The following is a 14,793-nucleotide window of genomic DNA, read 5'->3' on the forward strand; positions in this document are numbered from 1 at the left end:
AGGGGGTGAGAATATGTCTGAGTTTGTGAATTATAATGCCGAACGTTTTGCCGAAGCTTATATCCAAACACTTCCTCATGTTTCAAAACCTGAAGAATTTGATAGTGAAGAAGATTTTGTCGATTATATGGATAAACGTCGCGAGCTTTATTTTAATCACTATCTTGATGCTATAGACTTTGCTAATGGCCGAGCTGAAAGTACTGAAGATGTTGATGATAAATAATTTTTTCTAGTGTTACTTTCAATTTCCCAAACCTTCCATGTCACAACTGCCATTGTGATGAGGAGGGTTGTTTTGTACAGTTTGTTCATTCCGTTTCCTCCTATTGTTCGATTGTTGGTAATACATCATTTTCTTTTAATAAGTTGTATATGAACAAACGTCCTTTTTGTGTCCACTTAGTATTCATTCTCACTGATGTACTTCCATCTTTATGTTCAATTTCCGTAGTAGATGAATGTGTATAACCTTTATCGTGTAAGTTTGAGTAAAGTAACCACTGTCCAGATTGTTTGTACTGTACTTTTAAATCGTGAAGTAGTTTGTTCAGTCCTTGTGCAGACATGCCATAATCTTTTGCTATCTGTCCTACCGTTACTAAACTTTTATTTTGTAAAATTGAATCAAGGTATGATGCTTTAGGTTCGTATTCGGCGATTTTCTGTTTGCTCATGTTATTTTCAAGTTGTAACTTTTCGTTTTCTTCAACTTTTACTAGTAATTCAGTTAAAGCTTCTTTATACGATCCTGGCAATTTATTCTGTATTTGTTGTTCCATTTCATTGAATTTATTAATGTAAGCCATTTTGAAATTATTATGACCTTGAATGTTGAACATGTATAAAGTAAAACCGTCTTTAGTTAATAGGTATTCTTTATAACTTCTTTTTTGCCCTTCAACTTTGTAACTGCTTGGTATAATTAGAGAACTAACATTTGAGGTTTCTGACATCATTGCTTCTAAACCTTTCACCACATTGTCATGTCTCTTTCCTAACTCATCTGCTACAGTTCTACTGGAAACTACTGGTCCAAGTGCTGTGTTATTTTCAATTTGAATTGTTTGTAATCCTTGCATTTTTTTCCTCCTATTTTTTAATTTCAAATAATTCTTCTGATTTATAACCAGGAAACAATTTTTTGTTTATTAACATTGCTTGTTCAAAAGTAAATGAATATTTCCCTTTTGTTCTATCTCTTACGGTTGTGTAAGGAATGTTCAAAACCCTAGCTATATCTTTTTCTGTGATGTTATGATCCTTCATCGCTGTAAGTAGTTTTGGATACAAAATGATCACCTCCAAAGATACGATGTTTTGCATCTGTATACGATGTGTCGTATCTACAAGTAATACTATATACGATTAATCGTACACATGCAACCATTTCATTTAAAAAAGTACGATTTTTCGTAATAAAACTCTTTACTTCCTATTTAAATGCGTGTATACTTAATTTATAAAATACGAAATGTCGTACAAACAACGGAGGACTTTACAATGAATAATAGAAGCGAATTTGTAGAAGAAAATATCAAAGAAATGGGCTACAACACACGATCATTTGCGAAAGAAATCGGCGTTAGCTACACAACTTTACGTTCTATGTTGGAAAGAAACTTCGAGGGAGCAAAAATAGAAAATGTTATTGCTGTAGCAAAAGGAATTGGCGTAACAGTTGATTATTTATTTAATTTAGGTACTGAATTTGAAGAAGTTGAAGCTGCGCATTCAGAAGATGACCTAACTGAAGAAGAAATTAAAGAAATTAGAGAATTTATGCAAAAATATAAAAAGTAATTGTTTTAGGGGTTGAGTGCATTGCAAATGAGAGAAGAATTATTGAGCAACTATGAGAATTTAAGTGTAGTTGAAACTCAGTTTCCTGTAGATAAAGTTAAGGGGTATTATAAAAGAAACAAATACTTACCTAATGGGTTAGTTATTTTAAACAATGATTATGACCATTATATTCAGAACGGCGTATTAGCAGAAGAATTAGGGCATCATGAAACATCTTATGGAAATATCACAGGAGTATATTCAAGAAAAGATAATATCAATGCTGCTCGACAAGAATTGAAAGCTAGAAGATATGGATTTAAATTGGCTGTCCCTTTAGAAAAATTAATAAAGTGCTATAAACAAGGGGTATGGGGAGATTTATATGAGATGTGTTTGTTAATTCAAATTGATAGATCATATTTCTTTGAAGCTATAGAAGATTATAAAAAGCAATTTGGAAACTATGTAAAATATGATGGTTACTTCATACAATTTGAACCATTAAAAATAATGAAGAAAGATTAATCCAACTTACATTGAGTGTCTGGGTACACTCATATCTAAATGTAGGTTGTTAAATATAAATTAAATTTATTATAAGGGAGAATGTTGAATGAATAATGAAAGATGGTATCAAAGAAATTGGTTTATTATTTTAACATTAATTATTTTCTTTCCAGTTGGATTATTTTTAATGTGGTATTTCAAAAAATGGAATAATTCAGCGAGATGGATTGTTACTGGCATTTTTGCTTTATTATTAATAATAAGTTTTTTCACAGAAGATGAATCTCAATCAGAAAATCAAGAAAAGAGTACTACTAAAAATAGTGAGAAAACTGAAGAAAAAGCAAAACCTAAAGAAGAAAAGAAGAAAGAATTAACTGATAAACAAAAATTAGAAAAAAGTGTAAAAAAAGAAGTTGGTAAAAAGAATTTTTCTGACATCGTCTATAACGAATATGATAATGCGGCTGTCATTACTTTGAAAGATTACGATGGTTTTAGTGAAAAGTCAGCGTTAAGAGAAATGCAGTACGGAGCAGCAAATGCATTGATAGGTGTTAAAAAGTCTAAGTTAGATATTGATAATGTAGATATTGTTGTAGCAATGGATATGGAAGATGACAAGATGAATACTTCAAAAGATAATGTTTTAAAAATGACGTTCGATAAAGATTTAATTGAAAATATGAATGATGATAATAAATACAAACTTCGTGAAGATGCAGAACGTTATGCAAGTGAATATTGGGTACATCCAGCTTTTAGATAATCCAACGGGCAGTCACCACTGCCCTATATATTTTTATCTTTTTTAGGAGGAATGACTCATGTGGAGTGAACAATTTAAAGATAAACAAGGCCAAACTAAATATCGCTATTACGAGAAGTATAGAGACCCGTATACAGACAAATGGAAACGAGTAAGTATTGTTATGAACAAAAATACTAAAGCTTCTCAAAAAGAGGCTGTGTTCCAATTAGACGATAAGATAAAAAGTAAGATGTCTACTAGCACTAACAACAATTTAAAATCATTAACGATTCACAATTTACTAGATGAATGGTTTGAGTATCATAAAAATACATCTGGTTTAAAAGTAACAACTCTAAATAACTCTAAAGTTCGACTAAGTAATTTAAAGAGCAATATAGATGAACATACACTAGTTTCAAAGATAGACGTAAAGCATGTTCAAAAACTAATCAATACATTATCTGAAATTTATTCAGAGAACCAAGTCAGACGACAACTTAATGATATGAAAAAAGCTTTATCATATGCATCGAAATTTTATGGATACACTGACAAACACATGTTAAATGATGTGGAAGTACCCAAGAAGGCTAAAACACTAGAAGATATAGAAAAAGAAGAACAAAAAATATATAACTATCTTGAAATGAATCAAGTGTTAAAAATACGTGATTTTATATTAACAAAAAAACATTCGGACAAAAGGTTGAATTTATTTGTAGCTAGTTTAATAGAACTACAAGCGCTAACTGGTATGAGGATTGGAGAAGTTCAAGCATTACAAGAAAAGGATATCGATTTTCAAAATAAAACAATAGATATAAATGGAACAATTCATTGGATTAAATATGAAAATGGATATGGATATAAAGATACAACTAAAACTAGAGGTTCAAGAAGAACAATTTCTATTAATAAACGTGCAGTTGAAATCTTAAAAAAAGTAATATTGGAAAATAAAAAATCTGCACATTGGGAAAAAGATTACATTGATCGTGGTTTTATCTTTACTACAAGATTTGGCAATCCATTATATTCTCATAAAGTAAATAAATTATTATCAGACGCTGCACTTGAATTAGGTATAAATAAGAAAGTTACTTCCCACACCTTCAGACACACTCATATAAGTATACTCGTTGAAATGAATGTATCACTCAAAGCAATTATGAAAAGAGTTGGACATACAGACGAAAAAACAACGATTCAGATATACACCCATGTAACAGAAAAAATGGACAAACAGTTAACCGAGAAGTTAGAAAACATTCCCAATTAAACAATCTGCCCTTTTTCTGCCCTTTTTATAATTCCAGTAGCCCCTATAACCCCTGTAACTACTGGTGTTAAGCCATTTCACGCCCCCTATTACATCATCATTTGGGGATTAATATCAATTTTCAATGATAGCTTGTCTTTTAAATATTGATCATGATAATAATCATCTAAATACTTAAGCGCTTCGTGTAGCGCTGGTTCACTTTTATATTTAATTAAGATTTGGAAGCGATATTCATTATTTATCCTTGATAATGCTGCTGGTGATGGTCCTAATACTAACGCTTTGTCTGATAAATGCTGTAATAAAATTTTATGAATATGTTTCGATGCTTCCATTACTTTCTTCATATCTTTGTGTGCAATAGTGAAATTAATTAAAAAGAAGTAAGGAGGATATTTCCCTATTTTCCTATAATTCATCTCTTTGTTAAAGAAAGCTGGATAATCATTTTCTTGAACATCTTTAATCGCATAATGTTCTGGATTATAAGTTTGAATGATTACTTGTCCTTCTTTTTCGTGACGTCCTGCACGACCTGATACTTGTGTTAATAATTGGTAAGTACGTTCACTTGCTCTGAAGTCAGGAAGGTTCAACATTGTATCCGCATTGAGTACACCTACGAGTGTGATATTAGGAAAGTCTAACCCTTTCGCAATCATTTGAGTACCTAATAAAATATCACCTTTACCTGAGCCAAAATCATTTAATAATTTTTCATGCGCACCTTTACGAGATGTAGTATCAACATCCATTCGTATAATGCGTGCTTCTTGGAACACTTCTTGTAATAATTCCTCAACTCTTTGTGTACCAGTACCAACCTGTCTGATATGTTCACTTTCACAATTAGGACATTTGTTCGGTGGTGTTTCTTGATGACCACAATAATGACACTTCAATTGATCCGAAGACTTATGATAAGTCAATGAGATATCACAATTGGGACATTGTGGTACATGACCACAATCTCTGCATAACATAAATGATGCATAGCCTCGACGATTTAAAAACAATACAATCTGTTCTTGTTTATCTAAACGAGTTTGAATGGCTTCACGTAATTGTTCTGAAAACATAGACCGGTTGCCTGAACTTAATTCAGCTCTCATATCAACGATTTCAATTTCTGGCAATGCCTGTTGATTGACTCTGTTAGGTAAAGATAACAGTTCATAAACACCCTTATCTGCGCGCGCGTAAGTTTCTAAACTTGGTGTAGCACTCCCTAATATCAATGGACACTGATGATATTGACTGCGCCACTCTGCGATATCACGTGCATGGTATCTAGGATAATCCTCTTGTTTATAAGATGATTCATGTTCTTCATCAATAATGATCATGCCTAAATTTTTAAATGGTGCAAACACACTTGACCGTGCACCAACACTTACCCGAGCTTTACCATCTCTGATTTTTTGCCATTCATCATAACGTTCACCTTTTGACAAACCTGAATGGAGCACGGCTACTTCATCACCAAATCGTTGCTTAAACCTTAAAACCATTTGTGGGGTTAAGGCAATTTCCGGCACTAGCATCATAGCTTGTCTATCTAAATGCAAGACTTCTTCAATTGTTTGCAAATATACTTCAGTCTTTCCTGAACCAGTCACACCATGAAGTAAAAAAGTTCTCTGTTCATGTGCCTTAATATTTTTAAGTATTGCTTCAAACGCTTGCTGTTGGTCAACTGTGAGTTGTTGCTTTTCGTCTTGTTCAAATACACGCGTTTCAAAGGGGTCACGTTCAACGATTGCATCGTATTTTTCCACAAAACCTTTGCGCATCAGTGTATCAATGCTCGACTTTGAAAAGTTCATTGCTTCTAATTGTTTCAGTAATACAGTATGATGACGTTCATCAATTAAATAAGCATATAAATCATATTGCTTTTGAGACTTTTCTAAAGAACCAAGTACAGCATCATATTCAAAACCTTCTATCACTCTCACAGCACGTTGTTTCTTTTTACTGAGACTTTGAGAAAGCAATGTTACTTCACTAATATCACCTTGCTTTAACAAAGGTGATATGACGGATAAATCATCATTATATTGAGCTTCTTTATACGCATAATGCCCTTCGCTATCAAAACGACGACGTAACTGTTCAGGAATTGCTTCATCATTTTCAATTGAAAAAACTTTTGTATATTTAGCTTTAATTGCACTCGGTAACATCACTTCTAACATAGAAATTCGCTTCGTCACAAAATAATTATTATACCAATCTGTTAACTTAATAAGTTCTTCAGTTAATTCTGGTTTAATATCTTGAATTTCTTTTATCTCTTTTAACTTAGCTATGTCTATATTTGCGTCAGGTTGTTCTGTTATTTCCATAATATAGCCTTGAATTGTTCTTGGTCCAAAAGGCACAATGACACGCATACCAACTTGTATCATAGATTGTAGTCTTGTAGGAATAATATAATCGAACGTAAAGTCCACACTTTTAGAAGGTATATCAACAATTACTTTTGCTATCATTTTATTCCCACCTTGTTTCTAAACTATCTAAGATATGCTCCGCCAATATGACTTTTTTGTGTTTTCCTAAACTAATAGGACCTCCATTTTTAAAATACATCGTATAGTCATTATCATCCGAACTAAATCCTATTGAACGATCGCCTACGTTATTAGCAATAATCACATCTGCATTTTTATGTTGCAGTTTTTTCTGAGCATATGTTTCAATATTTTGTGTTTCTGCCGCAAAGCCTACTAAGAATTGCTTTGTTTTGTGTTCACCTAGATATTTCAAAATATCTGGCGTACGTTTAAAAGTCACAGATAATGTACCGTCTTGTTTTTTAAGTTTGTGCTCTAACATTTCAGCAGGTGCATAATCTGATACTGCTGCAGCTTTAAATACGATATCTTGTTCATTAAAGCGTGTTTTTACCGCTTCAAACATTTCCTCAGCACTTTGAATTTGAATAACATTCACATTTTCTGGAGGTGTTAGGTGTGTAGGTCCAGATACGAGTGTGACGTTCGCTCCACGCTTAGTTAGTGATTCTGCTAATGCGTAACCAATTTTTCCTGATGATCGGTTAGATAAATAACGTACTGGGTCCAACTCTTCGACGGTCGGTCCAGCAGTGATTAATGCGTTCATACCTTCAAATCGACTGTCTATCGAATAAGATGCTTGTTCGTTCTCTTTGAAAAACTGGTTTAACCTTTCAACAATTTGCAAAGGTTCTTCCATGCGGCCTTTTGCTACATAGCCACATGCTAAAAAGCCCTCACCGGGTTCAAGAAAATAATAACCATCTGAACTCAGTGTAGCGAGATTGTGCTGTGTCCGCTTATTTTCATACATATGCACATTCATCGCTGGCGCAATAAATTTAGCTGTTTCAGTAGCAAGCAATGTCGACGTCACCATATCATCTGCAATACCATTTGCAAGTTTGGCAATGATATTTGCTGTCGCTGGTGCCACTACGATTGCGTCCGCCCAATCACCTAATGCAACATGTTGTATTTCTTCCGGATTCTGTTCTAAAAAAGTACTTGTATAAACTGGATTTCTACCAATTGCTTGAAAAGCTAATGGGGTCACAAATTCTTGTGCATGATCTGTAAGCATAACTCTAACGTCATAGTCTGCTTGCGTTAATTTACTTGTTAAATCAATTGCTTTATACGCAGCAATGCCACCTGTAACAGCAAGTAATATTCGTTTCATTGCAAATCTCCTCCAAATAATTTAAATATGACCTCTTAATAGGCTATAAATTTATGTTTATAAATAACACAAAGGTTAATTTGTTATTAAATGCTTTAAATAGATGATTAATCACCATTATACACAAAATTTTAAATTAAATAAAAAAAGGGAGCAGGATAGAAATCAAAATTTGATTTCTATTCCCGCCCCCGTAAGGCTTACTAAAAAAGTTTGAAACAAGTACAATTAGATATCAAACAACTACTGTTCAATCTAACAATTGAGTCTGAGACATGTATTTATGTCCCAGACTCGTTTGAAAAACTTTTAATTAGCAGCATGCTAGTTGTTATTTATATGTTTCAAGATTAACTTTTAATTACTTAGATGGTATTTTGTAAAGTCCGTCAGGATAAACATCTCCGCCAGCGATTTCTTCTAGCGCTTTACCTACAGGTTTTTTTGCATCATATTTGCTTAACAATGCAGATTCTGGATTTTCATCTATTTCACGAGCACGTTTTGCAGCAGTAGTTGCAATTAAATATTTTGAATTAACTTTTGCTGTTAATTCGTTTAATGGTGGGTATAACATTATTTTTTTGCCTCCAATATCATTTTTCTATATTTCGCTTCAATACGTTCTCTCTTCAAATGCTCAGCTTCTACAATAGATTGAATACGTTGTTTAGCTAACTCTACTTCATCATTAACTACAACATAGTCATACAAGTTCATCATTTCTACTTCTTTACGTGCTTCATTCACACGACTTTGAATTTTTTCATCAGACTCCGTGCCACGACCGACTAAGCGTTCACGTAAATGATCTAAACTTGGCGGGGCAAGAAAAACAAACAATGCATCAGGGAATTTCTTACGCACCTGTTTCGCACCTTCTACTTCAATTTCTAAAAATACGTCATGGCCTTGTTCCATCGTATCTTTAACATATTGAACAGGCGTCCCATAGTAATTTCCTACGTATTCAGCATATTCTATAAATTCATCTTGTTTAATTAATTCTTCAAATTCTGCTTTTGCTTTGAAAAAATAATCAACGCCATCTACTTCACCTTCACGCTTACCACGTGTGGTCATTGAAATAGAATATTTATAAGATGTGGTTGGATCATCAAATATTTTTTTTCTAACTGTCCCTTTTCCTACACCAGAAGGTCCAGATAGTACAATCAATAAACCTTTCTCATTATCCATGACTTACTACCTCTCTAAGCTAATCTTCTATTATTAACATATGATACCATAAGAAACATTCAATTGTATAGCGTCCCACAACACAAACTTTGCTCATGACCTAATCTTTACGCCATGTTACAATATGTTGAATGACTAAAAATAAGGTGGCTGATAGTAATGGCATATGATGGTTTATTCACTAAAAAAATGGTGGAATCTCTACAATTTCTTGTAGGTGGTAGAATCCACAAAATAAATCAACCAGAAAACGACACACTTCTTGTCGTTGTGCGTCAAAATCGTAAAAATCATCAACTTCTACTTTCTATCCATCCAAGTTTTACTAGAATGCATTTAACTAATAAAAAATATGACAATCCATTTGATCCTCCTATGTTTGCACGTGTGTTCCGTAAACATATTGAAGGTGGCTTTATAAAAGCAGTAAGACAAATTGGTAATGATAGACGCGTAGAAATAGATGTACAGAGTAAAGATGAAATTGGCGATACAATACATCGTACAATTATATTAGAGATTATGGGTAAACACAGTAATTTAATATTAGTAAACGAACAGCACAAGATTATTGAAGGCTTTAAGCATTTAACACCAAACACAAATCAGTATCGTACTGTAATGCCTGGTTTTCAATATGAAGCACCACCCGCGCAAAACAAAATTAATCCATATGATATATCTGGAGAAACTGTATTAAAATATATAGATTTTAATAGTGGAAAAATAGCTCGACAATTACTAGATCACATCGAAGGGTTTAGTCCATTAATTACTAATGAAATTGTTAGCAGAAAACAATTTATGACTGCCCAAACTTTGCCTGAAGCATTTGATACAGTAATTGAAGAAACTAAGGGTGAGCCCATACCTGTTTTCCATAAAAATCATAAAACAGGTAAAGAAGATTTTTACTTTATGAAATTAAATCAATTTTATGATGATGTTGTAGAATACGATTCACTGCATGATTTACTTGATCGCTATTATGATGCACGTGGCGAAAGAGAGCGTGTCAAACAACGTGCGAATGATTTAGTTAAATTTGTACAGCAACAACTTCATAAATATCAAAATAAATTAAGTAAATTAATTGATGAGCAAGAAGGGACCAAAGAAAAAGAATTACAGCAACTATATGGTGAGTTAATAACAGCCAATATTTATCAAATTAAGCAAGGCGATAAAGAAATTACGACGCTTAATTATTATACTGGGGAAGAAATTACAATTCCTCTTAACCCAACCAAAGCCCCTGCTGTCAATGCGCAGAATTATTATAAAAAATATAACAAGTTGAAAACAAGAGCACACGAGTTACTCCATCAAATTGAATTAACTCAAGAGAATATTGCTTATTTTGAAAGTATTGAACAACAGCTCGCACATATCTCTGTTGATGAAATTGATGATATCCGTGATGAGCTTGCAGAACAGGGCTTTATGAAACAACGCAAACAAAACAAGAAGAAAAAGAAACAAACCATTCAATTGCAAGCATATGTTTCAACTGATGGTGATACGATTCTTGTCGGTAAAAACAATAAACAAAATGATTATTTAACGAATAAAAAAGCAGCAAAAAATCATCTTTGGTTCCACACGAAAGATATACCAGGCTCACATGTTGTAATACTTAGTGATGCACCAAGTGAAGAGACGATTAAAGAAGCGGCCATGTTATCTGGTTATTTCTCCAAAGCTGGTAATTCTGGACAAATTCCAGTAGATTACACAGAAATTAGACATGTGCACAAACCTTCAGGTGCCAAACCAGGTTTTGTAACATATGATAATCAAAAAACGCTTTTCGCTACACCAGATTATGATCACATTCAAAAAATGAAAGTAAAATAATTTGTTATTATATATTATGCGTTAGGATTATCAAAGCGCATAATAAAAAAGCTAGGATAAAGTCGTTTGATTTTTCAAAAACGATTATATCCTAGCTTTTTTCATTCTATAATTTAAGTTTATTCTGGCAATGCTAGTTGAAAATTAACACCAAATTTATCTTGTATCCAAGCAAATTCCCTAAATGGTGGCATTTGAGTTTTAGGCATTAAAATAGCCCCACCACTTTTCAGATTACTGAATAAGCGTTCCATTTCTAACGCACTGTCTACAGTGACATATAATGATACGGCTGGATTCATTTCTATATCGACACCATTCATATTATCAATTGCCATAAACACTTGATCTTTCAACCTGAAAATAGCGTGTTGTACAGCCCCTGTTGGTTCTTTATCACTTTCACTATATCTTACCAATGCCAATATTTCAGCATCTTCAAATGTATTAACATATAAATTAATTGCTTCTTCTGCATCTCCATTGAACATTAGAAATGTAGTTATTTTTGGTATAGCCATTATCCAACCTCCTTAATTTCTTCTTAATACTAGAATAAATGATAAATTGTAAAAAATCGAATATACAACGTTATTATAAGTAGTAAAATATTTTCAAATTCTTATTTGCAAACGTTCAAATTATTGGCTTATGTTAAATTAATAAATCCACTACCTAGCACGTCACGAACATCATGTATAACTAAGAAAGCTTTGTCATCTTCTTCATTCACTAATTTTTTGACACGCGTGACTTGAGATTGTGGCACTACAACATATAACATACTTGTTTCTTTTTTACCGAAACCACCCTTGCCTTTAAGTAACGTTGAGCCCCTGCCTGTAAAACTGTTAATTCTATCACTAATATTTTCATTTTCATCTGAAATAATTGTAACAGCTTTTTTAGGATTAAAGCCTTCAATTATAAATGCAGTTGCACGTTCAGTAATGAATATCATAATAATCGTAAACAACACATTTTCTAACGGTAATACAAATAAGAAAGAGAGCACAACTAAACCATCTAATAAAAATATGCCTTGTGACGTTTTTATATCAAAGTACTTATTCAGCATTTTAGCTACAACTGAAGTTCCTCCAATGACACCACCTGCTGCAATAACCAAGCCGATGCCCACACCTACAAACACACCACCAAAAGCAGCGTTGATTACAAAGTTATCTATACCAGTACTAAAATTTTCAGTTAAATCTAAAAATAGAGAAATTGCTGTATTTGCAATAAAAGTATATACAGCAGTTCTTGTACTTAAAAATTTCCAACCTACAATAATAACAATTGTATTAATAATTAAAGAAGTTAAAGCTGGTGACCAACCAAAAGCATATTTAAGCGCTAAAGATATACCAACTGTGCCTCCATCCCCGAGATTAGATTCTAGAATAAAGCAATTTACTGCAATTGCACTGACAAATGCGCCAATTAAACAAATAATGATATTTTTAGTATGATCACGGAATAATTGTTTCATCATTTTCATTTAAGCACCCCTTACATTTTCAAAAATTAAACCCTTTTGGTAAACAATTACGATTGGTATTTTCAATTCAGTCAGCTAAAATTAATATAACTATAGAGGCTAAGACATATATTTATGTCCCAGCCCCATAAAAATATATTATTGTAATTCTAAGTTATACATCGTATTATAAATGCAAATGTACCACAACAATAGTGGTCACACCACTTTGTATTTCTTGTAACGCTTTTAACCCATTGCATTCAAAAAAATGTATAACTGTCATCTCTTTTTAGTTGAATGACAATATCGTCTTTATTTCTTTTACTTTCTAATATTTACAGTTAGAATAAATATAAATCCAATTGGAGGTATTTCATGTCTTTTTATATTATTCCATTACTTATTGCAGCATTAGTTTTATTAGTAGGTTATATTATTATTAAAATTATGATCCGCTAATAATAACTTTACTACACAATGACACATTTTAGTTTTAAAACGGTCAGCACATATAATAAGTATTATAAATTATATTGATAAACTTTGTTATTACAAAAATAACCTTAATTTAACGAAGTTCAACAAGAAGTTTGCTATGTCAAAATGATTTAATATAAAGAGGAAGGTCAAAATGAAATTCATTCTGATCTTCCTCTTTATTATGATCTTAAATACGTCTATACATATTACATTTTATGAATTACTTAATATGTCCTTTTTGTTTAATAGTAGTCTTTGATTTCTTATATATATTTGCTTCTGATGTATTAGATAGCCATTCGTTTTTATCGTTTGAATGAGATGGATGTCTATAATCGTCTTCTTTTTTTAAAAAATCGTTTAAATGTGCAAAGTGATTATATGCTTTTTTTGGGTCTTCTGTCATAATATCCCCTCCAACTCACATTTTAAGACAAGTTGTCTCGCCATTCAACTAATGTACCAATATCATTGTCAGAAATTTCTCCCTTTTCTTTAGCTACCTCAATTAATTCATTATAATTACTTAAAGTAAAGAAAGGTATTTGGGCTTCTTTAAATTGTTCATCCGCTTTTTTTAGACCGTACGTAAATATAGCTACTACGCCTAGAACTTCAGCTCCTGCTTCTTTTAATGCCTCTACAGCAGTTATAGAAGATCCACCTGTTGAAATTAAATCTTCAATGACTACCACTTTTTTACCTTTGCTTAACGCACCTTCAATTTGGTTTTGTTTACCATGGCTCTTACTCTTAGAACGCACATAATTCATCGGTAAATCTAGCGCTTCAGAAACATAGGCAGCATGTGGAATCCCCGCTGTTGCAGTCCCCGAAACGATTTCGACATCCGAAAAATTATTTTTAATTAACGAACTTAAACCATCTCTAATATTACGTCGTACTGACGGATGACCTAATGTCACACGGTTATCGCAATAAATAGGTGATTTAATACCTGAACTCCATGTAAACGGATCGTTGGGCGAAAGTGAAACTGCTTTAATATCTAATAGTGATTTTGCTATTGCTTTAGCCATTCTTACTTAACCAACTTTCTTTAATTTTATGATAACTTGCGACCGGATTATCACTTTGCGTAATTGGCCGACCTACTACAATATGTGTCGAGCCTAATTGTTTCGCATCTTCCGGTGTAGTAATCCTTTTTTGATCATCTGAATGCGCATTTTCTGGTCTGATACCAGGTGTTACTTTTAAGAAGTTTTTACCGAGTTCACCTGTAAGTAATGCTGCTTCAAGCGGTGAACATACGACACCGTCTAAACCAGACGTTTTGGCTAGATACGCATAATTAAGCACTGCATCTTCTATAGAACTTTGAATGTTTTGTTCATTTCTTAACATAGATTCTGTAGTTGAAGTAAGTTGTGTAACTGCTATAATTTTAATATTTTGGTTGTGTTTTCTTAAACCTTCTAATGCGCGTGTCATCATTTCAGTTCCACCAGCAGCATGTACATTGACTAAATCAACGTTTAATTTACTTAACCCTTCCATTGCCTTACCCACAGTATTCGGTATATCATGTAATTTTAAATCTAAAAAAATATCATGCCCACGTGCTTTAATAGATTCTATAAATTGTGGTCCAGTTTGATAAAAAAGTTCCATACCCACCTTTACAAAAAGTGGCTCATCAAATTGATCTAAGAATGCATCCACCGTTTCTGATGAATCAAAGTCTAGTGCGATAATTGGTAAATTATTCAT

General features: G+C 32.6%; 17 protein-coding genes and 1 pseudogene. 6 read left to right on the forward strand and 12 right to left on the reverse strand.

Going from position 1 to position 14,793, the window contains the following annotated elements; all coding sequences use genetic code 11:
* Nucleotides 1-13: 13 nt before the first annotated feature.
* Nucleotides 14-226, forward strand: coding sequence for a hypothetical protein (locus AST02_RS14205; RefSeq protein ID WP_069816218.1), 213 nt, complete (start codon nucleotides 14-16; stop codon nucleotides 224-226).
* 2 nt (nucleotides 227-228) lie between these two features.
* Here the strand turns inward: AST02_RS14205 and AST02_RS14515 are convergent.
* The 3 genes and pseudogenes from AST02_RS14515 to AST02_RS05225 form a co-directional block, all read right to left on the reverse strand.
* Nucleotides 229-315 (reverse strand): annotated as a pseudogene (locus AST02_RS14515) (hypothetical protein); the annotation flags it as partial.
* A gap of 11 nt (nucleotides 316-326) precedes the next feature.
* Entirely contained in the window at nucleotides 327-1,082 is a 756-nt protein-coding gene (locus tag AST02_RS05220; RefSeq protein WP_069816220.1) for a phage antirepressor KilAC domain-containing protein, read from the reverse strand.
* A 10-nt stretch (nucleotides 1,083-1,092) separates the two neighbouring features.
* Nucleotides 1,093-1,293, reverse strand: a complete 201-nt coding sequence (locus AST02_RS05225) for a hypothetical protein (protein ID WP_081333353.1) — start codon at nucleotides 1,291-1,293, stop codon at nucleotides 1,093-1,095.
* 210 nt (nucleotides 1,294-1,503) lie between these two features.
* On the opposite strand from AST02_RS05225, the gene AST02_RS05230 reads away from it, so the two are divergent.
* The 4 genes from AST02_RS05230 to AST02_RS05245 all read left to right on the forward strand — a co-directional run bounded on the left by AST02_RS05230 (nucleotide 1,504) and on the right by AST02_RS05245 (nucleotide 4,328).
* A complete protein-coding gene (locus AST02_RS05230) occupies nucleotides 1,504-1,803 on the forward strand; it encodes a helix-turn-helix domain-containing protein (RefSeq protein ID WP_069816225.1) in 300 nt (99 codons plus the stop codon).
* Nucleotides 1,804-1,830: 27 nt separating this feature from the next.
* The gene (locus tag AST02_RS05235; RefSeq protein ID WP_256092383.1) at nucleotides 1,831-2,313 is read left to right on the forward strand and encodes an ImmA/IrrE family metallo-endopeptidase; all 483 of its coding nucleotides are present in this window, start codon (nucleotides 1,831-1,833) and stop codon (nucleotides 2,311-2,313) included.
* Nucleotides 2,314-2,401: 88 nt separating this feature from the next.
* A complete protein-coding gene (locus AST02_RS05240; RefSeq protein ID WP_069816229.1) occupies nucleotides 2,402-3,064 on the forward strand; it encodes a VanZ family protein in 663 nt (220 codons plus the stop codon).
* A gap of 58 nt (nucleotides 3,065-3,122) precedes the next feature.
* A complete protein-coding gene (locus AST02_RS05245) occupies nucleotides 3,123-4,328 on the forward strand; it encodes a tyrosine-type recombinase/integrase (protein ID WP_069816231.1) in 1,206 nt (401 codons plus the stop codon).
* An 89-nt stretch (nucleotides 4,329-4,417) separates the two neighbouring features.
* Here AST02_RS05245 and priA read toward each other — a convergent pair whose 3' ends face one another.
* From priA to gmk, 4 genes are all read right to left on the reverse strand, one after another.
* On the reverse strand, nucleotides 4,418-6,826 hold the full coding sequence (priA, locus tag AST02_RS05250) for a primosomal protein N' (RefSeq protein ID WP_069816233.1): 2,409 nt from the start codon (nucleotides 6,824-6,826) through the stop codon (nucleotides 4,418-4,420).
* 1 nt (nucleotide 6,827) lies between these two features.
* The gene (gene coaBC / locus AST02_RS05255; RefSeq protein ID WP_069816235.1) at nucleotides 6,828-8,036 is read right to left on the reverse strand and encodes a bifunctional phosphopantothenoylcysteine decarboxylase/phosphopantothenate--cysteine ligase CoaBC; all 1,209 of its coding nucleotides are present in this window, start codon (nucleotides 8,034-8,036) and stop codon (nucleotides 6,828-6,830) included.
* Nucleotides 8,037-8,397: 361 nt separating this feature from the next.
* Complete coding sequence (gene rpoZ / locus AST02_RS05260) at nucleotides 8,398-8,613, reverse strand: DNA-directed RNA polymerase subunit omega (protein ID WP_002507908.1); 216 nt, start codon at nucleotides 8,611-8,613, stop codon at nucleotides 8,398-8,400.
* On the reverse strand, nucleotides 8,613-9,236 hold the full coding sequence (gene gmk, locus AST02_RS05265; protein ID WP_069816237.1) for a guanylate kinase: 624 nt from the start codon (nucleotides 9,234-9,236) through the stop codon (nucleotides 8,613-8,615). Before gmk ends, rpoZ begins: the two co-directional genes overlap by 1 nt.
* Before the next feature lie 159 nt (nucleotides 9,237-9,395).
* On the opposite strand from gmk, the gene AST02_RS05270 reads away from it, so the two are divergent.
* The gene (locus AST02_RS05270) at nucleotides 9,396-11,093 is read left to right on the forward strand and encodes an Rqc2 family fibronectin-binding protein (protein ID WP_069816239.1); all 1,698 of its coding nucleotides are present in this window, start codon (nucleotides 9,396-9,398) and stop codon (nucleotides 11,091-11,093) included.
* Nucleotides 11,094-11,212: 119 nt separating this feature from the next.
* Here AST02_RS05270 and AST02_RS05275 read toward each other — a convergent pair whose 3' ends face one another.
* From AST02_RS05275 to pyrF, 5 genes are all read right to left on the reverse strand, one after another.
* On the reverse strand, nucleotides 11,213-11,614 hold the full coding sequence (locus AST02_RS05275) for a VOC family protein (protein ID WP_002507911.1): 402 nt from the start codon (nucleotides 11,612-11,614) through the stop codon (nucleotides 11,213-11,215).
* A 128-nt stretch (nucleotides 11,615-11,742) separates the two neighbouring features.
* Nucleotides 11,743-12,597: a YitT family protein gene (locus AST02_RS05280; RefSeq protein WP_069816241.1), complete on the reverse strand. Its 855-nt coding sequence runs from the start codon at nucleotides 12,595-12,597 to the stop codon at nucleotides 11,743-11,745.
* 682 nt (nucleotides 12,598-13,279) lie between these two features.
* Nucleotides 13,280-13,465, reverse strand: a complete 186-nt coding sequence (locus AST02_RS05285) for a hypothetical protein (protein ID WP_069816243.1) — start codon at nucleotides 13,463-13,465, stop codon at nucleotides 13,280-13,282.
* Nucleotides 13,466-13,487: 22 nt separating this feature from the next.
* Nucleotides 13,488-14,099, reverse strand: coding sequence for an orotate phosphoribosyltransferase (gene pyrE / locus AST02_RS05290; RefSeq protein WP_069816245.1), 612 nt, complete (start codon nucleotides 14,097-14,099; stop codon nucleotides 13,488-13,490).
* Complete coding sequence (gene pyrF / locus AST02_RS05295) at nucleotides 14,092-14,793, reverse strand: orotidine-5'-phosphate decarboxylase (RefSeq protein ID WP_069816247.1); 702 nt, start codon at nucleotides 14,791-14,793, stop codon at nucleotides 14,092-14,094. The genes pyrE and pyrF overlap by 8 nt, the downstream gene beginning before the upstream one ends.

Origin of the sequence: Staphylococcus equorum (genome assembly GCF_001747895.1) — a bacterium.
GTDB classification, from domain to species: domain Bacteria; phylum Bacillota; class Bacilli; order Staphylococcales; family Staphylococcaceae; genus Staphylococcus; species Staphylococcus equorum_A.